This is a genomic window from Arthrobacter sp. zg-Y844 (genome assembly GCF_024385465.1).
In the GTDB taxonomy this organism is placed as follows: Bacteria; Actinomycetota; Actinomycetes; order Actinomycetales; family Micrococcaceae; genus Arthrobacter_B.
In genome coordinates, this window is sequence record NZ_JANFLS010000003.1 from 81,247 (window position 1) to 104,558 (window position 23,312).

Annotated in this window: 20 protein-coding genes, 1 tRNA gene and 1 pseudogene; 16 read left to right on the plus strand and 6 right to left on the minus strand. The window is 65.5% G+C overall.

Annotated elements, in window-relative coordinates; translation table 11 throughout:
* Window positions 1-72 precede the first annotated feature (72 nt).
* The 5 genes from NNX35_RS11670 (at window position 73) to fdhD (ending at window position 3,799) form a co-directional block, all read left to right on the plus strand.
* Window positions 73-573 (plus strand): HNH endonuclease, encoded by a 501-nt coding sequence (locus tag NNX35_RS11670; RefSeq protein ID WP_230026408.1) that lies wholly within the window; start codon window positions 73-75, stop codon window positions 571-573.
* The gene (locus NNX35_RS11675) at window positions 573-1,250 is read left to right on the plus strand and encodes a molybdenum cofactor guanylyltransferase (protein WP_255867855.1); all 678 of its coding nucleotides are present in this window, start codon (window positions 573-575) and stop codon (window positions 1,248-1,250) included. Before NNX35_RS11670 ends, NNX35_RS11675 begins: the two co-directional genes overlap by 1 nt.
* Before the next feature lie 36 nt (window positions 1,251-1,286).
* Complete coding sequence (locus NNX35_RS11680) at window positions 1,287-1,571, plus strand: DUF6457 domain-containing protein (protein ID WP_255867856.1); 285 nt, start codon at window positions 1,287-1,289, stop codon at window positions 1,569-1,571.
* Window positions 1,568-2,863, plus strand: coding sequence for a molybdopterin molybdotransferase MoeA (locus NNX35_RS11685; protein ID WP_255867857.1), 1,296 nt, complete (start codon window positions 1,568-1,570; stop codon window positions 2,861-2,863). Before NNX35_RS11680 ends, NNX35_RS11685 begins: the two co-directional genes overlap by 4 nt.
* A gap of 90 nt (window positions 2,864-2,953) precedes the next feature.
* Window positions 2,954-3,799, plus strand: coding sequence for a formate dehydrogenase accessory sulfurtransferase FdhD (fdhD, locus tag NNX35_RS11690; protein ID WP_255766695.1), 846 nt, complete (start codon window positions 2,954-2,956; stop codon window positions 3,797-3,799).
* A gap of 17 nt (window positions 3,800-3,816) precedes the next feature.
* Here the strand turns inward: fdhD and NNX35_RS11695 are convergent, their stop codons facing one another.
* Complete coding sequence (locus tag NNX35_RS11695) at window positions 3,817-5,529, minus strand: ATP-binding protein (protein ID WP_255867858.1); 1,713 nt, start codon at window positions 5,527-5,529, stop codon at window positions 3,817-3,819.
* Window positions 5,530-5,724: 195 nt separating this feature from the next.
* Between NNX35_RS11695 and NNX35_RS11700 the strand changes: the two genes are divergently transcribed.
* On the plus strand, window positions 5,725-7,620 hold the full coding sequence (locus NNX35_RS11700; RefSeq protein ID WP_255766697.1) for an ABC transporter ATP-binding protein: 1,896 nt from the start codon (window positions 5,725-5,727) through the stop codon (window positions 7,618-7,620).
* A 3-nt stretch (window positions 7,621-7,623) separates the two neighbouring features.
* On the opposite strand, the gene NNX35_RS11705 is transcribed toward NNX35_RS11700, so the two are convergent.
* Window positions 7,624-8,427 carry a DeoR/GlpR family DNA-binding transcription regulator gene (locus NNX35_RS11705; protein WP_255766698.1) on the minus strand — a complete coding sequence of 268 codons (804 nt, stop codon included), beginning with the start codon at window positions 8,425-8,427 and terminating at the stop codon, window positions 7,624-7,626.
* Window positions 8,428-8,432: 5 nt separating this feature from the next.
* Entirely contained in the window at window positions 8,433-8,603 is a 171-nt protein-coding gene (locus NNX35_RS11710; protein ID WP_255766699.1) for a hypothetical protein, read from the minus strand.
* 287 nt (window positions 8,604-8,890) lie between these two features.
* Between NNX35_RS11710 and NNX35_RS11715 the strand changes: the two genes are divergently transcribed.
* From NNX35_RS11715 to NNX35_RS11730, 4 genes are all read left to right on the plus strand, one after another.
* Window positions 8,891-10,129: an extracellular solute-binding protein gene (locus NNX35_RS11715; RefSeq protein WP_255766700.1), complete on the plus strand. Its 1,239-nt coding sequence runs from the start codon at window positions 8,891-8,893 to the stop codon at window positions 10,127-10,129.
* Window positions 10,130-10,192: 63 nt separating this feature from the next.
* Complete coding sequence (locus tag NNX35_RS11720; RefSeq protein ID WP_255863777.1) at window positions 10,193-11,110, plus strand: carbohydrate ABC transporter permease; 918 nt, start codon at window positions 10,193-10,195, stop codon at window positions 11,108-11,110.
* A 1-nt stretch (window position 11,111) separates the two neighbouring features.
* Window positions 11,112-12,017, plus strand: a complete 906-nt coding sequence (locus NNX35_RS11725) for a carbohydrate ABC transporter permease (protein ID WP_255867859.1) — start codon at window positions 11,112-11,114, stop codon at window positions 12,015-12,017.
* Window positions 12,018-12,164: 147 nt separating this feature from the next.
* Entirely contained in the window at window positions 12,165-12,542 is a 378-nt protein-coding gene (locus NNX35_RS11730; RefSeq protein WP_255766704.1) for a VOC family protein, read from the plus strand.
* A gap of 147 nt (window positions 12,543-12,689) precedes the next feature.
* Here NNX35_RS11730 and NNX35_RS11735 read toward each other — a convergent pair.
* Window positions 12,690-12,763, minus strand: a tRNA-Arg gene (locus NNX35_RS11735).
* A 33-nt stretch (window positions 12,764-12,796) separates the two neighbouring features.
* Window positions 12,797-13,330: a MarR family transcriptional regulator gene (locus NNX35_RS11740; protein WP_255766705.1), complete on the minus strand. Its 534-nt coding sequence runs from the start codon at window positions 13,328-13,330 to the stop codon at window positions 12,797-12,799.
* Window positions 13,331-13,414: 84 nt separating this feature from the next.
* On the opposite strand from NNX35_RS11740, the pseudogene NNX35_RS11745 reads away from it, so the two are divergent.
* Window positions 13,415-15,376: pseudogene (locus NNX35_RS11745) on the plus strand (MMPL family transporter); the annotation flags it as partial.
* A gap of 21 nt (window positions 15,377-15,397) precedes the next feature.
* Here the strand turns inward: NNX35_RS11745 and NNX35_RS11750 are convergent.
* Complete coding sequence (locus NNX35_RS11750) at window positions 15,398-16,036, minus strand: hypothetical protein (RefSeq protein ID WP_255766706.1); 639 nt, start codon at window positions 16,034-16,036, stop codon at window positions 15,398-15,400.
* Between the two features lie 91 nt (window positions 16,037-16,127).
* Here NNX35_RS11750 and NNX35_RS11755 point away from each other — a divergent pair, with 91 nt between their 5' ends.
* From NNX35_RS11755 to NNX35_RS11775, 5 genes are all read left to right on the plus strand, one after another.
* Window positions 16,128-16,931, plus strand: coding sequence for an inositol monophosphatase family protein (locus NNX35_RS11755; RefSeq protein ID WP_255863781.1), 804 nt, complete (start codon window positions 16,128-16,130; stop codon window positions 16,929-16,931).
* An 87-nt stretch (window positions 16,932-17,018) separates the two neighbouring features.
* Window positions 17,019-19,469, plus strand: a complete 2,451-nt coding sequence (gene pcrA / locus NNX35_RS11760) for a DNA helicase PcrA (protein WP_255766708.1) — start codon at window positions 17,019-17,021, stop codon at window positions 19,467-19,469.
* A 202-nt stretch (window positions 19,470-19,671) separates the two neighbouring features.
* On the plus strand, window positions 19,672-20,841 hold the full coding sequence (gene sucC / locus NNX35_RS11765; protein WP_255766709.1) for an ADP-forming succinate--CoA ligase subunit beta: 1,170 nt from the start codon (window positions 19,672-19,674) through the stop codon (window positions 20,839-20,841).
* Between the two features lie 36 nt (window positions 20,842-20,877).
* The gene (sucD, locus tag NNX35_RS11770) at window positions 20,878-21,780 is read left to right on the plus strand and encodes a succinate--CoA ligase subunit alpha (RefSeq protein ID WP_227923050.1); all 903 of its coding nucleotides are present in this window, start codon (window positions 20,878-20,880) and stop codon (window positions 21,778-21,780) included.
* A 79-nt stretch (window positions 21,781-21,859) separates the two neighbouring features.
* Entirely contained in the window at window positions 21,860-23,269 is a 1,410-nt protein-coding gene (locus NNX35_RS11775; protein ID WP_255766710.1) for a sugar porter family MFS transporter, read from the plus strand.
* Window positions 23,270-23,312: the final 43 nt, after the last annotated feature.

Below are 23,312 nucleotides of genomic sequence, written 5' to 3' on the forward strand. Positions count from 1 at the left end.
ATCCGATGTGCCGTTGGCGGAGCGGTGTCTTGTACTCACCGGTTCGCGGGCGGCAGGCGAAGAGGTATGTGCATGCGCACTCTCGTTCTGAATGCTGGATATGAACCGTTGGCCGTGATCACCTTCCGCCGCGCCTTGGTGCTGGTCCTGAATGGAAAGGCGAGTGTGGTGGCGGAAAGCGGCGAGCCGGTGGTCGGCCCCAACGAAATCCTCCCCAGACCTTCGGTGATCCTGCTCCACCGGTACGTGAAGATTCCCTACCGGGAGGGCACCGTAGCCACCCGGCGGGGCGTCCTGCGCCGGGATAACCATGAATGCGCCTATTGCGGGAAGGCGGCGGCTACCGTGGACCACGTGGTCCCGCGGTCCCGCGGCGGCGATGACAGCTGGGAGAACCTGGTTGCCTGCTGCCTGCGCTGCAATAACACCAAAGGGGACAGGACACTGGCGCAACTTGGCTGGGAGCTGCGGATTTCTCCCAAGGCGCCCCGGGGCGCGCGCTGGCAGATCCGTGAACTTGAACGTCCCTCACCGCAGTGGGACCCGTTCCTGCAGAATGACACGGCTGCCTGATGTCCGCTACGGCTCCGTATGATGCAGTCGTCCTGGCCGGCGGCCGTTCCACACGCCTTGGAGGCACACCCAAGGCGCTGCTCCTGGCCGGGGACAGTACCCTGTTGGAAACCACCCTTGCCGCAGTGCCGGATGCACACAACATCGCCGTCGCGGGGCCGCCGGAACTGTCGAACCTGCTGAGCTCAATAGTGCTGGCCGGGTCCGCGGGGACGCCCCTGCTGGTCCGGGAGGAGCCGGCCTACGCAGGCCCCGCAGCAGCGGTCGGAGCCGCCGTCGCCGCCCTCGCCGCCCTCGAGAGCAGCGGCAGCCTCAATGAGGGCGGCCTCAAGGACCGGGGCCGAAGCCCCTGGACGATGGTCCTGGCCTGCGATATGCCGCAGATCGCCGCCGCCGTCCGGGCCCTGCTGGATGCAGCCGCTGTGCCGCCCGCCGAGAGCCTGCTGGCAGTGGACTCCAGCGGCAACCGCCAGCCGTTGGCAGCGCTGTACCGCACCGCTGACCTGCGCGCCGCTGTGGCTTCCCTGGCCGCGGAGGGTCTAGCGAACAAGTCGATGAAGGCGTTGCTTGCTAGGGTGCAATGGAGGGGTGTTGATGTTCCCCCGACGAGTACAGCCGATGTTGACACCTGGAACGATGCACAAACCCTGGGTGTGAGCGCCGGGGACCTGCCGTAGCACCGGGCGGTCCCCAAGCGAAACGAAGGAGCACGAATGGCAAGCCAGCAGGAACAACTCGAGGCGTGGAGCGGCAAGCTGCTGCAGGCACTGGAACTCGAGGGCACACCGGTGGATGTCTCCGCTGTCCTCGATCTGGCTGCAGCCGCTGCGCACAGCGTGGTGCGGCCTGCCGCCCCGCTGACCACCTTCATTGTCGGGTACGCGGCTGGCCTCGCCGCCGGCAGCGGCCAGGCCGACGACGTCGTCGCCATGCGTTCGGCCATGGCCGTAGCCACGGAACAGTGCCGGAACGCCGCAACGGAAGGAGACGCCCAATGAGCGAACATCCCGCACCCGTTATCCTGCCGGCCCAGCCCAATGCGTCCTGGGCGCAGGCCCGCCACGCCGCCTACGCAGCGGCCCGTCCGCTGCCGTATGAGACGGTGCCCCTGGACGAGGCACTCGGCCGGATCCTGGCCCTCGAAACCACTGCCCTGCAACCGGTGCCGCATTACGCCTCCGCCGCGATGGACGGATGGGTTGTTGCCGGACCGCCGCCGTGGACTGTCATGACCCATGAGGAACCCGAGGTGGAACGCTGGCAGATCCACCGCGAATCGGGACGCCGCGCGCTCCAGCCGGGCGAGGCCGTGGAAATCCTCACCGGCGGGCTTATCCCCGAAGGCGCCGAAGCCGTGCTGCGCTCCGAAAGCGGCAGCGTGTCGGCCACAACGCCGCCGCAGCTGACGCTCAGCGACCGCGCCAAGGAATCCGAACCGCGCGCCGGCGAACATATCCGCCCGGCCGGAGAAGAGGCGGCAGCGGGGGAGACCACCATCCCTGCGGGCAAGATGCTTAACCCGGCCCATATTGCACTGGCTGCCGTGTGCGGACATGACACCCTGCCGGTGCTGCGTTCCCCGCGCGTGTCCCTGCTGCTGACCGGGGACGAAGTCATCGAAGCCGGCCTGCCCGAGCCCGGACAGGTCCGGGACACCTTCGGACCCCAGCTGCCGCAGCTGATCACGATGCTGGGCGGACGCATCGACGTCGTCCGGCGCCTGCCGGACCGGCTGGAGGACGTGGTGGCGGCGCTGAGCAGCGAAGCCTCGGACGAACTCTCCATCGCAATGTCTTCCGGCGACGTCCTTGTCACTACCGGCGGCACCGGACGTTCCGACGCGGATCACCTGCGCCGGGCCTTGGAAGAGGTCGAGGCTGAACTCCTCATTGACGGAATCGCGATGCGTCCGGGCCATCCCACCATGCTGGCCCGGTTGCAGGACGGCCGCCTGCTGGTAGCGCTGCCCGGCAACCCGCTGGCCGCGATGATGGCGGTCTTCACCATCGTCCAACCGCTGCTGGACGGACTCCGCGGGGCACCGATTTCCCGTGAACGGCATGTCCTGGCCGGCGTGGATCTGGAACCATTGCCCGGACGGACCCGGCTGGTTCCCTGCAGCATCCAGGAAGACCGGGCCATGCCGTCGCCGTATTTCCGCTCCGGAATGCTCCGCGGACTGGCCGAGGCGGACGCCGTTATGGTGGTGCCGCCGGAGGGCTGCATCAGGGACCAGGCCGTGATGGCGCTGCCCCTGCCGTGGCAGGTCAACCGCGCACCGTCCGGATAAGCCCGCACACCGGTCAAGCCGGAGCGGGACAACCCGGGGACCCCCGGCCACCCGGAGCCAGAGTCAATGCACTAAAGACAGGGAGACACCATGGGACGGGTTACCCAGCGAGGGCGGGTCACACGCTTCCGGTTGGACGGGAACGTCAGCCGGCGGGATGACGTATTGGCGGGGGAAGAACCGCTGGAAATCCGGGTGATGGGTAAGTCCTTCACCGTCACCATGCGGACCCCCGGCGATGACTTTGACCTGGTGGCCGGATTCCTGGTCTCGGAAGGGGTGATCTGGGATCCGGCCCAGCTCATCAGCCTGCGGTACTGCGCCGGAGTGGATGACGAAGGCAAGCAGACCTTCAATGTGGTGGATGTCCAGCTCCGGCCCGGTACCCCGCTCCCTGACACCGGGATGGAACGGCACGTCTATACGTCCAGCTCCTGCGGCATCTGCGGAACGGCTTCCATCGAGGCGGTCCGTAAGTCCTCGCACTTCGATCCGTCCTCCGACGGCGTGCGTCTCCCGCTGGACATGCTGGCTGCCCTGCCGGACCGGCTGCGCGAAGGCCAGAAAGTCTTCGACCGGACCGGGGGCGTCCATGCGGCGGGTCTTTTCAACGCCGACGGCGAGCTGTTGTGCCTGCGCGAGGACGTTGGCCGGCACAATGCGGTGGACAAGGTGGTGGGGTGGGCACTGCGTGCCGGGATGCTTCCGCTGCGCGGCATGGTGCTGCAGGTATCCGGACGGGCGTCCTTCGAGCTGGTCCAAAAGGCCCAGCTGGCGGGTATTCCGGTCCTTGCCGCCGTCAGTGCACCGTCCGCGCTTTCCGTGGATCTGGCCAAGGACGCCGGCCTGACGCTGATCGGATTCAGCCGCGGTACGTCCCTGAACTGCTATTCCGCGCCGGAACGGATCCTGGCTGCGGCCCCCGCGCCGGTCTAGCCGGGGCTGTCCGGACCCTAGCGGGCGGCTGGAAGCTGGACCGTTGCCGTGGTGCCCTCGCCCACCTTGGAAGCAATCCCCAGTTCGCCGCCGTGCTGAAGCACAATGTCCTGGACGATGGCCAGCCCCAGGCCGGTACCGGGGATGGCAGCGGAGGTGGCGTTGGAGGCACGGAAGAAACGCCGGAACAGGTTGGGCAGGTCCCCTTCCGGGATGCCGATTCCGGTGTCGCGGATCTGTACCCGCACGCCGGGGCCGGCGCCGTCCGGCTGGACCAGGGCGGCACTGATCTGCACGGTTCCGCCGGCCGGCGTGAACTTCACGGCGTTGGAGCAGAGATTGGTGAAGACCTGCTCCAGCTGGGCGCGGTCTCCGTCAACCAGCAAGGGGTCGGTACCCAGCTCCAACCGCAGGTCCAGGCTGCTGGCCCCGGCGGCCGGTGCCAGTGAGGCGGCAACGGCGCGCAGGAGTTCTTCCAGGTCCACTTCCTCCACCTCGAGGTTGATCTCGTCCGCATCCTGCCGGGAGATGGTCAGCAGATCGCTGATCAGCTGGTTGAGTCGAACGGCGTTGCGGCCAACGATTTTGAGCATCTGCGCGACGTCGTCCGGGATGTCTCCGCCGGAGCCGTCCAGGATGAGGTCCAGATAGCCCGTGATCGAGGTCAGCGGTGTCCGCAGTTCGTGGTTGACCGTGGCCACGAAATCAGTCTTCGCCTGGTCCAGGTCCCGTTGGCGTTTGAGTACCATCCGCTGAGCGGTAATGAGGTTGCCCTGCACGAGGCCGTGCGCCAGGTTGCCGCTGACATGCTGGATCAGGGAGATCTCCGTGCTCGTCCAGTCCCGCGGGGCACCCTCGCCGGCAAGCCAGAGCAGCCCGAAAGCCTTGTCCCCGTGGCCGAGCGGCACAATCACGGAGGTGCGCAGCCCGGCAGCACGGGATTCCGCGCTTATCGGTACCGGCTCATCGGCGGGCTGGCCATGGTCTTCCACTGCCATTCCCCGGCCCCGCTCCCAGAGCATTTCGGCCAGCTCGCCCGCGGTATGTGCGTTCAGCGAGGGAATGCCTCCGGAGGTTTCCTCGCGGCTCCACGCCAGTGCCAGTTCCGGAACGCGCTCATCCGGGAAAGTCACCAGCAGTACATGGTCCGCTTCGAAGGTGGCTCCGAGTCCGTGAACCACTACCTCGGCCATTTGCTGCGGATCATTAGTGGCCCGGATGGCGGCGGAAATACGGCGTGTGTCCTCCCGCAGCCGCGACGTGGCCGCCCGCCGGTCCCTGCGCGCCCGGGCGGTGGCCAGGATGAGGTTGATCCGGCGTGCCAGGTCCTCGGGGTCCACCGGGCTGGCCACGAAGTCGGCGATGCCCAGGTCGACCATCAATTCCATGTCCAGCCCGGCTTCGCCTGCCACGAGGATCACCGGCAGCTTGGTCATGGCCGGTTCGTGCCGGAGGCGCTTGAGCATGTCCATTCCGACGACTTGGCGGATCGTGGAATCCACCACCGCCAACACCGGGGAGCCGGCGCGTGCAGCTTCCATGGCCTCGTCCAGGTCCACCACGGGGACTGTATCCAAGCCCGCAGCGGCGAGGATTCCGGCCACGACGGAGAAGACCTCGGGTTGTTCAACGGCAACCAGCGCCGTGGGGCGCGGCTGTGCGCCGTGAGTGTTGCCCTCCGAAGAGGCGTCGCCCGTGGGGGCGGCGAAGGGTTTGAGTGCCGGGGGCATTACGGCCTTTCGTCTGTGCCCGGTTCAGCTCCAGGGGCAGCGATTCGAAGTGTACCAGCGCCCGGAGCCAAACTTGTGACTTGATTCACTGCGTCCCCGGAACGGATTCCGCTGCGGTTTCAGCCACTAGCGATCGGCAGGGATCGGACTCCGGACGGGTTTAAGCTGGAACGTGCGGATATCGGAGGAACAGACATGAGCATGGAAGGCGCAGCGTGGGGTTCGCTGATGCAGATCTCCCGCGCCAAGGGCGTTGACGGCAAGATTTCACGGGAAACCCTGAAGCGGATTGTCCGCTTTGCCGCTCCCTATCGGACGCGGCTCCTGGGCTTCGTTCTGCTGTCCGTGGTGGGCGCGTTCCTGGCCGTGGCGACCCCGGTCCTGGCCGGGCAGGTGGTCAACTCCATTGTGGCCGGCACGGCACCGGCCGTGGTGATCCGGCTTGCCCTGCTGATTGCCGCCGTCGCGGTGGCGGACGCGGCAGTTTCCCTTGCCACGCGCTGGTTTTCCTCGCGCATCGGGGAAAGCGTCATCCTGGACCTGCGCACCGCGGTGTTCGACCACGTCCAGAAGATGCCCATTGCCTTCTTTACGCGCACGCGCACGGGTGCGCTGGTCAGCCGGCTCAACAATGACGTCATCGGCGCCCAGCAGGCCTTCAGCGGGACCCTTTCCGGTGTGGTGAGCAACGTCGTCGCCCTGGTGCTGACCCTCATCGTGATGCTCGGAACCTCTTGGCAGGTGACCGTACTGGCCATGTTGCTGCTGCCGGTGTTCCTGCTGCCGGCACGGCGGATGGGCGGCCGGCTCGCCGCGCTCCGCCGGGAGGCTGCCAACCACAACGCGTCCATGGGTACGCAGATGACCGAGCGGTTCTCCGCACCCGGTGCCACCCTGGTCAAACTGTTCGGACGGCCCGACGCCGAGTCGAGCGAATTCGCGCTCCGTGCCTCCCGGGTGCGGGACATCGGCGTGAAGATGGCAATGATGCAGGCCGTCTTCGTGACGGCCCTGACCCTGGTATCCGCACTGGCCCTGGCCCTGGTCTACGGGCTGGGCGGTTACCTGGCGCTGCAGGGCAACCTGAACACGGGCGACGTCGTGACCCTGGCGCTACTGCTGACCCGGCTGTATGCGCCGCTGACCTCCCTGGCCAACGCCCGCGTGGAGATCATGAGCGCGGTAGTGAGCTTCGAGCGGGTCTTCGAAATCCTGGACCTTCGTCCCTTGATCCGTGAGAAGGAATCCCCGGCGCCGGTGCCGGCCGGACCGCTGAGCGTGGAGTTCGACGACGTCCGGTTTGCCTATCCCACCGCGGAGAAAGTATCCCTCGCGTCGCTGGAAGAGGTGGCGGTCCTGGACACCCGCGGCGGAGAGGAAGTCCTGCACGGAGTGTCCTTCCGCGTTGAACCGGGGCAGACCGTCGCCCTGGTTGGAACCTCGGGAGCGGGCAAATCGACCATTGCGCAGCTGTTGGCACGGCTGTACGACGTCGATTCGGGTGCCGTGCGCTTCTCCGGTACGGATGTGCGGGACGTGAGTTTCGCCGGTATCCGGCAGGCGCTGGGCATGGTGACCCAGGACGGGCACCTGTTCCACGAGACCATCCGGGCCAACCTGCTGCTGGCCAACCCCGAAGCCAGTGAAGAGGAAGTCTGGGATGCGCTGCGCCGGGCGCGGCTGGAGGACATGGTGCGGTCCCTGCCGGACGGGCTGGAAACGATGGTGGGGGAGCGCGGCTACCGGCTTTCCGGCGGGGAGCGCCAGCGGATGACCATCGCGCGGCTGCTGCTGGCCCAGCCGCGGATCGTGATCCTGGACGAGGCCACCGCCGCTTTGGATTCCACGTCCGAGGCCGCTGTGCAGGCCGCCCTGGGCGAAGCGCTGCAGGGGCGGACCGCCGTCGTGATTGCCCACCGGCTCTCCACCATCCGCAATGCCGACCGGATCCTGGTTATCGAGGGCGGCCGGATTGCGGAACAGGGAACGCACGCGGAACTGCTGGCGCGGGACGGACGCTACGCGGAGCTGTACAACACCCAGTTCGCCGTGGCCCGGGACGAGGAACGGAACTCCGCGGACCTGTCCTGATAGCTAGCTGATGTTGCTTTCCACTGGTGCTACGAGGACCCGGGTGCCGCGGCTCTCGAAGGCAGCCTTGTCGCTGTCGGAGATACCGCTGTCCGTGATCAGGTTGCTAAAGACGTATCCGCTGAGCGTGGCAAAGCTCCGGTTTCCGATTTTCGAGGAATCGGCGACGACGTAGGTTTCCGAGGCCCTCCGGGACATCAGCGAGTTCACGGCTGCTTCCCCTTCGTCGCTGACCGTCGGACCCACCTCGGCATCCAGGCCGTTGACCCCGACAAACGCGAGATCCAGCGCCACACGCTGCAGGATGACGTCGGTGTAGGGCCCAACCAGTTCATAAGAGCGCGGATTCACGACCCCGCCGGTCACCATGACCCGGATATTGGGGCGGACGACCAGCTGGACAGCGATGTTGATGGCGTTCGTGACCACGGTAAGGGTTGGCCGGTTTGACGGTTCCATGAGATCCCGCCGCATGCCCAGCGCCTGGGCGATGGCGGTGCTGGTGGTTCCCCCGCACAAGCCGATCACGGCGCCCTTGGGCACCAAGGCGGACGCAGCCCGGGCTATGGCCTGCTTTTCAGCGGTATGCTCGTCGCGCGAGTAGCGCGTGGGCAGGTCATAGGCCACTGCTTCCATGGTTGCCCCGCCACGGGTCCGGCTCAAGAGCCGCTGGGCAGCGAGGCTGTCCAAGTCCCGCCGGGCAGTAGCCGGGGACACTTTGAGCGACACTACTATCTCCTCAACCTGCACGTGCCCGCGGGCGGCAAGGAGGTCGAGGATCGCGTTGAGCCGCTCGGTCTTCTCCATCGGTTTCAGCCTAGGTCCGTAGGCTCGGCCCGGTAGAAGAGGGATGACAGCCGGACCGCTTCGCAGACCAGCTCTTCATCATCGGCATGGTCCGGATGCAGCACGTTTAAGCTCCCGAGGCCCGTTCCAGCCGCAGCAGCACGGTCCATTAGCGCACGTGTGGAGGTGAGGGTCATCGGAGTTCCTCCCCGTTGGACGAAAGTTGGTCAATGATGGGCTCTGATTGAAGTTGCTGTCTATAGATCAGAACCAATCAGGCCAAGATCCGAGCACGTGCTGCGGCTAACCCCTTGACGGGCGGGGGTAGGAAGGCCAGTATCTTCCCTCAACTGATGTTCGCTGATCGAATAACGCGTTTTGCTATCAAGTTCCATCATCAGCCAAGGGTGCTCAGGCCGTCTGACGGCCCCGGCGTCGTGGCTCGGATTCGCGGCCCGGCCGTGACTGTCTGAAAGAGGATCCAATGAAGAGCAACTTTCGAACCGGCATGATGGCCCTAGCCGCGGCGGGAGCGCTCACGGTGTCTTCCTGCGGTTTCGGGGGCAGCGGGGACTCGGGCGAGGAAGGCGGGGCTACTACCCTGGACCTGCTTGTTCCCAGCTATTCCGACGGCACCAAGGCCCTTTGGGAAGGGGTCATCGAAGATTTCGAAGCAGCCAACGAGGACATCAGCGTGAACCTGCAGGTGGAGTCCTGGGAAAACCTGGAATCGGTGCTGCAGACGAAAATCCAGGCCGGAGAGGCACCCGACATTTACAACGGCGGCGCATTTTCTGCTTTTGCGGATGAGGGGCTGCTCTATCCGGCGAACGAGGTGGCCTCGGAGGAGACCATCGCCGACTTCCAGGAGTCGTTCGCAGAAAACGAGATGCTCGACGGTACCCAGTACGGCTTGCCGCTGATCGCTTCGGTGCGTGCCCTGTTCTACAACCAGGATCTGTTCGATGCTGCAGGCATCCAGGCCCCTCCCACCACCTGGGACGAGCTCCATGCAGCAGCCCAGGAGATTTCGGCCACCGGTGTTCCCGGGTACGGAATGCCGCTCGGCTCGGAAGAGGCGCAGGGCGAAAGCCTCATCTGGTTCGCCGGCAACGGCGGCGGTTTCGGGGACGAGTCGGAGATCGCGGTGAACACGCCCGAGAACCTCGAGGCAGCAGAGTTCATGAAGAAAATGATCTCCGACGGCGTCACCCAGCCGGATCCGGGCGCCACCCAGCGCACTCCGATGATCAACGTCTTCGCACAGGGGCAGATCGGGATGGTCTACGCCTTGCCGCAGACCGTTGGCCAGATTGAGGAAGAGAACCCGGACCTGAACTACGGGATTGCCAGCGTCCCCACCAACAGCGGCGAACCTTCCACCCTCGGGGTCGCGGACCGCTTGATGGCTTTCAAGAACGATGAAGACAAGCAGGAGGCCATCAAGGCGTTTATGGACTTCTTCTACACCGAAGACAACTACGTGGACTGGGTGGAGACTGAAGGTTTCCTGCCCACCACTAAGAGCGGATCCGAGGCGATGGGCTCGGACGAAAGCTTGAAGCCGTTCCTGGACATGCTGCCGACCGCCGAGTTCTATCCGACCACCAACCCCGCCTGGAACGCGACCGACGGAGCGTTCAAGTCCCTTATGGGCCAGCTGGAGGACCAGGACGCACAGACAGTACTGGAGCAGATCCAGTCCAAGGCCGACGCAGCCTGACACCCGTCCCGAGGGGCCGTGTCCACCGATGCGGCCCCTCCCGGTCCAGAACGGTTTGAGCCTATGAGTACAGTCCGCCACCCGGGGGTGCGCCGGCAGAAGCTTCGGAACAGTGAAAGTGGATGGGCGGCCCTGCCATGGATCGGGCCGGTGCTGGTCCTCGTGTTCGGCGTGGTGATCTTTCCCGCCGGCTACATGATCTACAGCTCCACCCGCCGCATCAGCCAGGCCGGTACGAACGTGGAAGGCGTAGGGCTGGCAAATTTCCGGACGGTGTTCGAGGATCCCAACCTGCCCCGGGTCCTCCTCAACACTGTCGTGTGGGTAACGGTTGTGGTTGCCCTGACCGTGGTCATTTCACTGGCCCTGGCGAACTTCCTCAACAAGCCGTTCCCGGGCCGAACGCTCGTCCGGATGGCGGTTGTGGTCCCTTGGGCAGCCAGCGTAGTCATGACCACGACGGTGTTTTACTACGGGCTGGACCGGGACTACGGGATCATCAACAAGTTCATGGTCGACGTCGGGCTGCTGGACGCCTCCTACGGTTTCACCAAGAATGTTGCCACCGCCCTCGGCGCGGCCATCGCGGTGGGGGTGTTCGTGTCCCTTCCGTTCACCACCTACACCTTGCTCGCCGGGATGCAGGCCATTCCCGGGGATGCCCTTGAAGCAGCGAAAATGGACGGCGCCGGACCGGTACGCACTTACTTCAGCGTGGTGCTGCCCCAGCTGCGCGGCGCGCTCGCAGTCGCCGTGCTGATCAACATCATCAATGTCTTCAATAACCTCCCGATCCTGCGGATCATGACGGGATCCATTCCCGGCTACAGCGCGGACACCCTGATGACGTACATCTTCAAAGTGCTTCAGTTTGACCGGCGCCTGGACGTGGCGAGCGCGCTCAGCGTGGTGAACTTCGCCGTCGTGCTGGTGATCGTGGCCGCGTACGTGAAGATCGTCAAACCGATGAAGGAGGCATGAATTGGCCATCGCTGCCCCGGCCCCTATCCGCACTGCTGTTCCGGCATCCGCACGCCCCCGCCGGTATGCGGATAATGTCAGTGCCCGGCGGATGTGGGGACGTACCGCTGCCGGTGCCGTTATCGCCCTGCTGTTCCTGGCGCCCTATCTGGTGATGCTCGTCGGCTCGTTGAAGACCCGCCCGGAAATCCTGTCTGTTCCGCCTGAGTATCTTCCGCAGGAGGGCCTGCAGTTCGGCAACTACCAGTCCATGTGGGACACGCCGGAAACGCCCCTGGGCTACAACTTGGTTTCGACCATCATCATTGCCGTGTTTGCCACCCTTTTGGTGCTGCTGGTGGCCACGCCGGCGGCCTATTACACGGCCCGGTTCCGCTTCCCCGGCCGGATAGTCTTCCTGTTCCTGGTGATCGTGACCCAGATGCTGCAGCCGGCGGTGCTGACCGCGGGGCTTTTCCGCCAGATGCTGTGGCTGGACCTCAACGACACTTGGCTCGCCATGATCCTGATCAATGCGGCTTTCAATCTTTCCTTCGCGTTGTGGATCATGCACAGTTTCTTTGCCGCAGTTCCCCGCGAGATTGACGAGGCGGCGCAGATCGACGGCGCGGGGCGGCTCAAGGTGCTTTTCCGGATCAATCTGCCGCTGGTCTGGCCGGGGATCGTTACGGCAGTGATCTTCACCTTCGTTTCGTCCTGGAATGAGTTCGCGGCGAGTCTGGTCATCATGTCCACGGCGGAGAACCAGCCGCTGTCCGTGGCGCTGACGAAATTCATCGGCCAGTACGCCACCAGCTGGCAATACGTGTTTGGCGTTTCGATCGTGGCGATTGTGCCGGTGATTATCCTGTTCGCGGTTATCGAGAAGCGCCTGATCGGCGGGCTCACGGCCGGCGCCGTTAAATAGGCGCGAACGGCAGCCGGTCGGTCATAGTCCTCGTCTGGACCGGGAAGCGCGGGCTGAGCACCGTGAGCCCACTCGGTCCAGTACGCGGGGTGCGGGCTGAAGCGGGCCTCGGCACCAAGGCCGCTGGCCGTCCGCTAGCATGCCCTTATGAACGTCGTCTGGTGGGAAGTCGAGACCGAAGCCCCCGAGAAGTTCATGTCGTTCCATTGCGATCTCCAAGGTTGGACGTTCGCCCCCGCCTTCGAGGATTCAGAGCTCGATGCGAGCTGCTGGATCATCAGAAGTGGCGGGTCGGGAATTGGCGGTCTTCAGCGTGCAACCGAAGGGACAGCGCCTACGGCCGGAACCCGGGTCTATTTCGAAACTGATGACCTCGAAGGCTTCCTCTCACGAGTCAGAGAGCTTGGCGGCCAAGTCGAACGAAGCAGAACCGACCTCGGCGGCGATGACCGCTGGTTCGCAACGTTCCAAGATTCATGTGGGGTGTCCTTCGGCATATGGACTGATAGGGCGCCCAACGAGTAACAGCACCTCTCGACGGATACGATCCCTTCCACCAGGAGTGTGGTGCCAGGGCCGGAGCGGCCCGCACCGGCCTGCTGTTCCCGCTGCTGGAACAGCTCCGCGTGACCCGCCACCGTCGGCCGCCTCCGCGGCCGTTAAAGAAAAATGTGCCCCCGGCCGGAATCGAACCGACGACCTGCCCTTTAGGAGAGGGCCGCTCTATCCTACTGAGCTACGAGGGCGGACCGCCGGGCTTCCCGGCGGGCGGTTCCAGCTTACCCGTTTCTCACGCTGGGTGGTTGCAGCCCGTTCGGAGCGCCGCCGGTGACGGGGGCGGCGGCGCCGTCGGACTGCCGGTCGTTAATGTGTCGGTCATAGGCGTCGCGGATGGCCTGCATAAAGCCCAGGATGGTGCGCAGCTCAGTGTCCGTGTACCGTGACATGACCTCGTCGGTGAGGGCGCCCAGGGGGCCGAAGTAGGCGCCGGCAAGCTGCATTGCCAGGGGTTCGAAGTGCAGGGTGACCTTCCGCCTGTCCGCATGGCTGCGGTTGCGGTGAATGTGCCCGATGCGCTCCAGCCGGTCGATCACCGCTGTGGTGGCTCCGGAGGAGGTGCCCAGCCGGGCGCTGAGCTGCCCGGCGGTTAGGGCCTCATGCCGCATCTCGGCCTCCATGATGAGCACCAAGGCACGCATGTCGGTGGCATTCAGGCCGTTCGAGTGCGCGAAAGCGTCCGCGACACGCTGTCCATCCAGGCTCATGCCGCGGAGCGCGTCGACGATATCCCGCCGTAGCTCTTTGTCCTCCACAAACTAATAGTAACTGGGAATTGAAGTATCTCTATATCTAAGATACTTTCGAACAGAGATACTTTAGACGGCTTGGAGAAGCGCATGTATGCAGGGATAGTGAAGAACGCCAAGACGGCGTGGGTCACGCTGCTGATCGGGGTGGCCGTCATCATCGGCCTGTTCGCCCTGCCGGCACAGGAAAACGACGCCACCGACGTGGGCGGACTGAATGACAAGTACCAGTCCGCACAGGTCGCCGATCTGCTCCAGGAGTTCCCTGACGCGCAGGAATCCTCCGCCATTGTGGTGGTTTCCCGCGAGGACGGCGGTCCGCTGACGGACGCGGATACTGCCGGCATCGCCGGGATCAACGCAGCCGCCACGGAGGTCGGGGCCTCGGGCCCGCCGCCGCAGGTTCCGCCGGTGGTTTCCGAGAACCGGCTGGTCGCAATTGTTCCGCTGACGCTGCAGGCAGCCGCCGACGACGGCGACGCCGTCTCTGCCGAGGTCGAAGAGCTCCGGACGGCCGTTTCCGATGCCGCCCCGGAGGGCGTTAAGGCAGAGCTGACCGGCGGGGCGGCGTTCAGCGCCGATCTGGCCGGAGTGTTCTCCGGCGCCAACTTTGTGCTCCTGACCGTCACCGCCGGCGTCGTCGCCGTGCTGCTTTTGATCACCTACCGTTCCCCGTGGCTCTGGATCGTGCCGCTGGCGATTGTCGGCGCCATCGAACAGCTGGCAGCCAAGGTAGTGGACCTGCTGGCCCCGGCCACGGGAATCACCGTGGATCCGTCCGCCGTAGGCATTACCAGCGTCCTGGTCTTCGGTGCCGCCACGAACTATGCCCTGCTGCTCATTGCCCGGTACCGGGAGGAGCTGCGCGTCCACGACTCGGTGTACGAGGCCATGCGCAAAGCCCTGACCCGTACCCGCGAAGCGATCATTGCCAGCGGCGGCACCGTCATCCTGGCCCTGCTCACCCTGCTGTTCGCCGATACCCAGAGCTACCGCGGCCTCGGGTTCTCGGCAGCCATCGGCATTGTCCTGGCCATCTTCAGCGCATTGTTCCTGCTGCCGGTGGCCCTGGTGCTGCTGGGGCGCAAACTGTTCTGGCCCTTTGTGCCCAAGGTCGGGGACCCGGCCAAGGAAGGCAAGTTCTGGGGCCGCCTCGGTGAAGCCACCGCACGCCGGCCCAAGACCATTGCCGGCACTGCCGTCCTGGTACTGCTGGCCCTGGGCAGCGCCCTGTTCACCCTGCAGATCGGCCTGAGCGAAAACGAGCAGTTCCGGGACAAGCCTCAGGCGGTCACCGCCGCGGAGACGCTTTCCGAAGGTTTCCCGGCCGGCTCATCCTCACCGGTCACCGTCCTGGTGGATACCGATTCAGCGGATGACGCCGTCGCGCAGCTCTCGGGCATCGAAGGCGTCACCGCAGCCACCCCCGGCACCGAGCATGACGGACGTACCCGGGTGGAACTGGTCACCGGATACGAGGCCGGCACCGACGAAGCCAACACCTTCATCACCGACCTGCGGAACGACCTGGCCGGTGAGGACTATGAGGCACTGGTAGGCGGCGAGGCGGCCGAACGGGTGGACCAGCTGGCAGCGAACCAGCACGACACCGTCCTGGTGGGCACCTCCGTGATCGCCCTGGTGTTCCTTGTGCTGATGATCCTGCTGCGTTCCCTGGTGGCGCCGGTGCTGCTGGTTGCCTCCGTGCTGCTGACGTTCCTGGCCGCAACCGGTCTCAGCTGGTTGCTGTTCGAGAACGTGCTGGATTTCCCGGCCATGGACGTGCAGACACTGCTCTACTCGTTCCTGTTCCTGGTGGCCCTGGGTGTGGACTACAACATCTTCCTGACCACCCGCGCCCGGGAGAACGCAGCGACCATGGGCACCAAGCAGGGGATGCTGGCGGCACTGCGCTCCACCGGCGGCGTGATCACCAGCGCCGGCATCCTGCTGGCGGCCGTCTTTGCGGTCCTCGGCGTCCTGCCGCTGGTGACCCTGACCCAGGTGGGCATCATCGTGGCCATCGGCGTCCTGTTCGACACGCTGCTGGTGCGGACCGTCGTGGTCCCGGCCCTAACCTTTGTCCTCGGCGACAAGTTCTGGTGGCCGTCCAACCCCGCGGGTAAAGACGGACACCACGGACGCCACGAGGCTGAGCCCCAGCAGGATCCAGCGGGCGACGGTCAGCGTGCCGGCCAGGGCGGCATCTCCGCTCGATAGTTCGACCGCACCGAGGGCATTGTCAATGGCAATGTTCTCCCATAGGTCGGCCACCACAAAGAGGATCGGCGCACTGAAGAGCACCCAGCGCAACGCCCGGCGCTGGGTGTTCAGTCCGATGATCAATAGCCAGGTCAGGCCGAAGATCAGCGGAAAGAGCGTCCCGGCCGTCTTGTGCACGTAACTGAGCCGGCCCAGCGCCTCCTCGTCCATGGCGCTGCGCAGGGCGGCCAGATGGTCTTCGCCGTAGCCGAACACCATGGAATCGGGCATGGACAGGCCGTCCGCCAGCTGGGACAACTGGCCCGGCACCATGAGGTGCAGGTACCAGAACAGGAACAGCGTTGCCACCACGCCCGCAATGACAAGCAGCCCCGGACTGCTCTTGCCCTGCGGCCCGGCGGGCATACCTGCTGGTCCCGGGCCGCCCGGGCGGGGCTGTCCGGCTTGGAGTCCGTGTTTGGCGGCGCGCTGCGCGGCGGTTTTTCCCATAGATACAGTATGGCCGCACCGGCCCCGCACCAGGATGAGCCGCCCCGTGTGCGCCTGTCCGGAGCGGCGGCGGACGGCTACGCTGGGGGCTATGAGTGCCGTTGCATCCCCCGAAGACTTCGACCTCGCCGCCGAGCTGGTGCAGGAGGCCGGGCAGCTTGCCCTGCGCATGCGCTCGGAAGGGCTGACCGCCAGCGAGAAGACCTCGGTGTCCGACGTCGTAACCGCCGCGGACCGCGAGGCCGAAGCCCTGGTGGTAAACCGGCTGCGGCAGCTGCGTCCGGACGACGGGATTGTGGGGGAGGAGGGCGCCAGCCACCAGGGCACCTCCGGCCGGTCCTGGGTCATCGACCCGGTGGACGGAACCTACAACTTCTTCGCCGGGTCCACGTACTGGTGCTCGGCCATCGCCCTCCGGTCCGAACCCGGTCCGCACGACTCTCCCGGAGATCCGGATGTCCTGCTCGGCGCCATCTACCAGCCGCAGGAAGACCGGCTGTGGATCGGCGGGAAGGGGTTCCCGGCCATGCTCAACGGATCCGTTATTGTTCCACCCGACGACGAACCGCTGGACCGCCTGTCCGCGGGAACCTATATCCACCCCACCTGGCTGCTGCGCCCCGAGGTGACCGGTCCCTGGACTGCGGCGGCCTCTCGGGCCGCAACCATCCGGATGATGGGGTCCGGCTCCTGCGACCTGGCCCGCGTAGCCACCGGCCAGTCCGGCGCCTGGTTCCAGCACAGCTGCCCGGAATGGGACTGGCTGCCGGGCAAGGCCATAGTCCGAGCCGCCGGCGGCAGCACCGCCGTCGTCGAAGTCCACGGCTTCCGCTGGCACATTGCCGGCACCGCCACCGCCGTCCGCGAGATCCACGCAGCCCTCACCTCCGGCTGACCGGTTCGGCCCGGGACGCTCCCGCCGGAGCGGACGGTTTGGACGCTCACCGGAATGTCGGCCGCAGCGCCTAGACTTAAAGCCATCATGGACTATCTCTTTGATCCACTCTTTCCCGCACCCCGCAAAGCTGAACCGGCGCCTGCCGCAAAGGCGCCGCATTCCGGCACCGAGCGAAGGGGCTCCTCCTACGCGGATGAAAGCCGGGCCGCGGACCTGCTGCAGGGGTTGAATCCCCAGCAGGAGGAAGCGGTGAAGCATGCCGGTTCCCCGCTGCTGATCGTGGCCGGCGCCGGCTCGGGCAAGACCCGTGTGCTCAGCCACCGGATCGCCTACCTGCTCGCCACCGGGCGGTCCAACCCGGGCCAGATCCTCGCCATCACCTTCACCAACAAGGCCGCCGCTGAAATGCGCGAGCGGATCGAAAACCTGGTGGGCGGCGTCGCGAAGACCATGTGGATCTCCACCTTCCATTCCTCGTGCGTGCGGATCCTGCGCCGGGAAGCCAAGACCGTGGGGATGAACTCGAACTTCTCCATCTACGACTCGGCGGATTCGCTGCGCCTGATCACGCTGGTGGCCAAGGGGCTGGACCTGGACCCGAAGCGCTTCACGCCCAAGTCGATCATGAACAAGATCTCCGCCCTGAAGAACGAACTCATTGACGAAGAGTCCTATGCGGAATCGGCCAACTACTCCGATCCCTTCGAGCAGGCCGTCGCAGACGTCTACAAGGGTTACGCGCAGCGGATGCGCCAGGCCAACGCCATGGACTTCGACGACCTGATCGCGCAGACCGTGTTTATGTTCCGCGCGTTCCCCGGTGTCGCCGAGTACTACCGGCGGCGCTTCCGGCACATCCTGGTGGACGAGTACCAGGACACCAACCACGCGCAGTACGCCCTGGTCCGCGAACTGGTGGGCAGCGACGACGAGACGCTGGACGTACCGCCGGCCGAACTCACCGTGGTGGGCGACTCCGACCAGTCCATTTACGCCTTCCGCGGCGCCGATGTCCGCAACATCAATGACTTCGAAAAGGACTACCCGAGCGCGCGGACCATCCTGCTCGAGCAGAACTACCGCTCCACGCAGACCATCCTCAACGCCGCCAACGCAGTCATCTCCCGGAACCCCAACCGCCCCGAAAAACGGCTGTGGACCGCGGAGGGCGACGGCGAAAAGATCATCGGCTACGTGGGCGAAAACGAGCACGAGGAAGCCCGCTTCATCGCGGAGGAGATCGACCGCCTGCAGGACGAGGAAAACCTGCGCCCCGGCGACGTCGCCGTCTTCTACCGCACCAATGCCCAGTCCCGCTCCTTGGAAGACGTCCTGGTGCGGGTGGGCCTGCCTTACAAGGTGGTCGGCGGCACCCGGTTCTACGAACGCAAGGAAATCAAGGACGCGCTGGCCTACCTGCGCGTGCTGGTGAACTCGGACGACGTCGTAAACCTGCGCAGGATCCTCAACGAACCCAAGCGGGGCATCGGCGACCGTGCCGAGTACTCCGTGGCCGCGCTGGCCGAACGCGAGCGGATCTCCTTCATGGCAGCCCTGCGGCGTGCCGAGGAGGCTCCGGGCCTGGCCACCCGGTCACTCAATTCCATTAACGGCTTCGTCAAGCTGATCGACGACCTCGCCGAGGTGGCGAGCGGATCCGGCGCGTCCGCCGCCCTGGAAGCCGTGCTCGAACAGACCGGCTACCTCGCCCAGCTGCGCTCCAGCAACGACCCGCAGGACGAATCCCGGGTGGAGAACCTGGCCGAACTGGTGGCAGTGGTCCGTGAATATGAGCGGGACAATCCAGAGGGTTCGCTCGGCGAGTTCCTGGAGCAGGTCTCCCTGGTGGCAGACGCCGATTCCATCCCCGATGCCCCCGGGGGCTCGGCGGAGGAAGTCGCGGCCGCCGTCGAGGAATCCCGCCGCCAGGGTGTGGTGACCCTGATGACCCTGCACACCGCCAAGGGGCTGGAATTCCCGGTGGTCTTCCTCACCGGCATGGAGCAGGGCCTGTTCCCGCACCAGCGTTCGGCCACTGACCCGGCCGAACTGGCCGAGGAACGGCGGCTGGCCTACGTGGGACTGACCCGGGCACGGCAGCGCCTGTACCTGACCCGGTCCGAGGTCCGCAGCATGTGGGGCCAGAGCCAGTACAACCCGGCCAGCCAGTTTGTGGGTGAAGTGCCGCCCGAGCTGATTGAGTGGAAGCGCGAGGGCATGGACCGTCCCACCTGGGGCGGCGGCGGCAGCATCACCTCGAGCCGCTACGGCGGATCCTCCTGGGGCGCCGGAGCGGCGAGCGGCACCGGCGGCAGCACCGCCAACTCGCCCGTAGCCAAGGCCATCGGGCGCGTGCAGCCGCAGAAGGAAGTGGTGTCCGTGTCGGCAGGCGACAGGGTCAACCACACCTCCTTCGGCTCCGGCACTGTGCTGGCGGTGGAAGGCGCAGGGGACAAGACGGTGGCGAAGGTGAAATTCGACGTCGGCGAAAAACGCCTGCTGCTGCGTTACGCGCCGCTCACCAAAGAGAGCTGAGCGGGGACGTTTTCATAACTCAGGCCGGGCATTTTCTACAAACGATAGAACTGTGTGCTTTATCACTAAAGGGGTAGTCTGGGATCGGCGTTCTGCCCCAAGGGACTAAAGTTCCTCGTGGGGCAGACCGGCCGGATGCATCTGCTCTGCGATCGCCAGATCGCATGTAAACCCCTACTTCGACGTAGAAGGACACTAGCCCGTGGACCTGTTTGAATATCAGGCGCGCGATATGTTTGAGGCGCACGGAGTACCCGTGCTCGCCGGAATCGTGGCGCACACCCCTGAAGAAGCCAAAGCTGCTGCTGAGAAGATCGGCGGCGTTGTAGTCGTCAAGGCGCAGGTCAAGGTTGGTGGCCGAGGCAAGGCCGGCGGCGTGAAGGTTGCCAAGACCGCCGATGAAGCTTTCGAGCACGCATCCAACATCCTCGGCATGGACATCAAGGGCCACACCGTTAACACGGTGATGATCGCCCAGGGTGCCGACATCGCCGAGGAATACTACTTCTCGGTCCTGCTGGACCGCGCAAACCGCAACTACCTGGCCATGTGCTCGGTTGAGGGCGGCATGGAGATCGAGCAGCTGGCCGTGGAGCGTCCCGACGCACTCGCCCGCATTGCCGTCGATCCCGCCGTCGGCATCGACTCCGCCAAGGCCGCCGAGATCGTCGACGCCGCCGGGTTCGCCCCCGAGCTGCGCGAGGGCGTTATGAACGCCATCATCAAGCTGTGGGATGTCTTCACCAAGGAAGACGCCACCCTCGTCGAGGTCAACCCGCTGGTGAAGACCGGCAGCGGTGAGATCCTGGCCCTCGACGGCAAGGTCACCCTGGACGAAAACGCCGACTTCCGCCAGCCCGGCCACGCCGCGCTGGAAGACAAGGACGCTGCGGATCCGCTCGAGGCCAAGGCCAAGGAAAACGACCTTAACTACGTCAAGCTCGACGGCGCAGTGGGCATCATCGGCAACGGTGCAGGCCTGGTTATGTCCACGCTCGACGTCGTTGCCTACGCCGGCGAAAAGCACGGCAACGTGAAGCCCGCGAACTTCCTGGACATCGGCGGCGGCGCCTCCGCCTCCGTCATGGCCGCCGGCCTGGACGTCATCCTGAATGACTCCCAGGTCAAGTCCGTGTTCGTGAATGTCTTCGGCGGAATCACCGCCTGTGACGCCGTGGCCAACGGCATCGTCAAGGCCCTGGAAATCCTGGGCGACGAAGCCAACAAGCCGCTGGTTGTCCGTCTCGACGGCAACAACGTCGAGGAAGGCCGCCGCATCCTTGCCGAGGCCAACCACCCGCTGGTCACCCTGGCCACCACCATGGACGAAGGCGCCGACAAGGCCGCCGAGCTCGCTTACGCTGCTCGCTAACTGAGCCTGTCGAAACCTAGAAGAGAGAACCCACCTATGTCTATCTACTTGAACAAGGACTCCAAGGTCATCGTTCAGGGCATCACCGGCGGCGAAGGCACCAAGCACACCGCCCTGATGCTCAAGGCCGGCACCCAGGTTGTCGGCGGCGTGAACGCCCGCAAGGCAGGCACCACCGTCACCCACGGCGACGTTGAACTGCCCGTCTTCGGCACCGTTGCCGAGGCCATCGACAAGACCGACGCCGACGTCTCCATCGTCTTCGTGCCGCCGGCCTTCACCAAGGACGCCGTGATGGAAGCGATCGACGCCGGCATCAGCCTCGTCGTCGTCATCACCGAAGGCGTCCCGGTGCAGGATTCCGCCGAGTTCTGGGCCCACGCCCAGTCCAAGGTGGACGCTGACGGCAACCAGGTCACCCGCATCATCGGCCCGAACTGCCCCGGCATCATCACCCCCGGCGAAGCGCTGGTAGGCATCACGCCCGCCAACATCACCGGCAAGGGTCCCATCGGCCTGGTCTCCAAGTCCGGCACCCTGACCTACCAGATGATGTACGAGCTGCGTGACCTTGGCTTCTCCACCGCCATCGGCATCGGCGGCGACCCGGTCATCGGCACCACCCACATCGATGCACTGGCTGCCTTCGAAGCGGATCCCGAAACCAAGGCCATCGTGATGATCGGCGAAATCGGCGGCGATGCCGAAGAGCGTGCCGCAGAGTTCATCAAGGCCAACGTCACGAAGCCGGTTGTCGGCTACGTGGCCGGCTTCACGGCTCCCGAAGGCAAGACCATGGGCCACGCCGGCGCCATCGTCTCCGGCTCCGCCGGAACGGCACAGGCCAAGAAGGAAGCCCTCGAGGCCGCGGGCGTGAAGGTCGGCAAGACGCCGTCCGAGACCGCTACGCTGCTGCGCGAAGTTTACGCAGCCCTCTAGTTCAGTAACTGCACGCCCCCGTCCAACGGATTTTTCCGCGGGACGGGGGTTTTGTGCGTCGCAGCCAAGAAAGTCGCAAATGTCCACCACAGTAACAGCCGGCCCCGACCGGGCTTCCAAGGCTTCCCCGCATAGACGGGCGCTTCGCCGTGCGTCCTGGATCGTCACCCTTGGCGGTTTCCTGTTCGGCTACGATACCGGCGTCATCAACGGCGCCCTGCCCTACATGGAAGACGATCTGGGCCTGACCCCCTTCACCGAAGGCCTGATCACCTCCAGCCTGCTCTTTGGCGCGGCATTTGGCGGGGCTATTTCCGGGAAGCTGACCGATCGGTTCGGCCGGCGCCGGATCCTGATGGGTCTCGCCGTCGTCTTCCTGATTGGAACCCTTGGCACCTCCCTGGCGCCAACGATCGCCGTGATGGTGCTGTCCCGGATTGTGCTCGGCCTGGCCGTGGGCGGCGCCTCGGCGCTGGTGCCCGTTTTCCTGGCCGAACTGGCACCGGCTGAACGCCGCGGCCAGATGGTCACCCGCGACCAGCTGATGATCGTCACCGGACAGCTGGTCGCATTTGTTGCCAACGCGGTGATCGGCAACATCTGGGGCGAAGACCAGGGGGTCTGGCGCTGGATGCTCGTGGTGGCCACGCTGCCGGCCATCGCCTTGTGGATCGGAATGAGCTTTGTTCCGGAAAGCCCGCGCTGGCTCGCCTCCAAGGGGCGTTTCGCCGAAACACTCGCGGCCCTCCGCCGCATCCGCAGCGAGGAGGACGCGCAGGCCGAACATGACGAGGTGCGTGGCCTGGCCGAGAAGGAATCGGCACAGGCAGGCACGTTGCGGGACTTCGCGGAACCCTGGCTGCTGCGGGTGCTGCTGATCGGCATGGGACTGTCCATCGTTCAGCAGATCACCGGCGTGAACGCGATTATGTACTACGGCACGCAGATCCTGGCCGACGCCGGTTTCGGTACCGAGGCGGCGCTCACCGCCAACATTGCCAACGGCGTGGTGTCCGTGGCAGCGGCTATCTTCGGTATCTGGCTGCTGGGCCGGGTCCGCCGTCGGCAAATGCTGATGACCGGACTGATCGGTACCGGGTCCTCGCTGCTGCTGATCGGGCTGGTATCCATCTTCGTTACCGAAGGCAGCGTACGCGGTTACATCATCTTGGCCCTGACGGTCACGTTCCTGGCCTTCCAGCAGGGCGCCGTTTCGCCGGTGACGTGGCTGATGCTCTCGGAAATCTTCCCGTTGAAGGTCCGCGGGCTGGGGATCGGCCTGTCGGTCTTCGTGCAGTGGATGACCAACTTCGCCGTTGGCTTCTCCTTCCCGATCCTGATGGACGCCATCGGCATCTCTAAGACCTTCTTCATCTTCGTGGTGCTGGGCCTGCTGGCGCTGGTATTTGTCCGCCGCTTCGTCCCGGAGACCCGGGGACAGAGCCTGGAGCAGGTGGAAGAACAGCTCCGGGTTGCCGGTACCAAATAGGAACCCGCGCACAAAGAAGGGAACCTGCCGCCGGCAGGTTCCC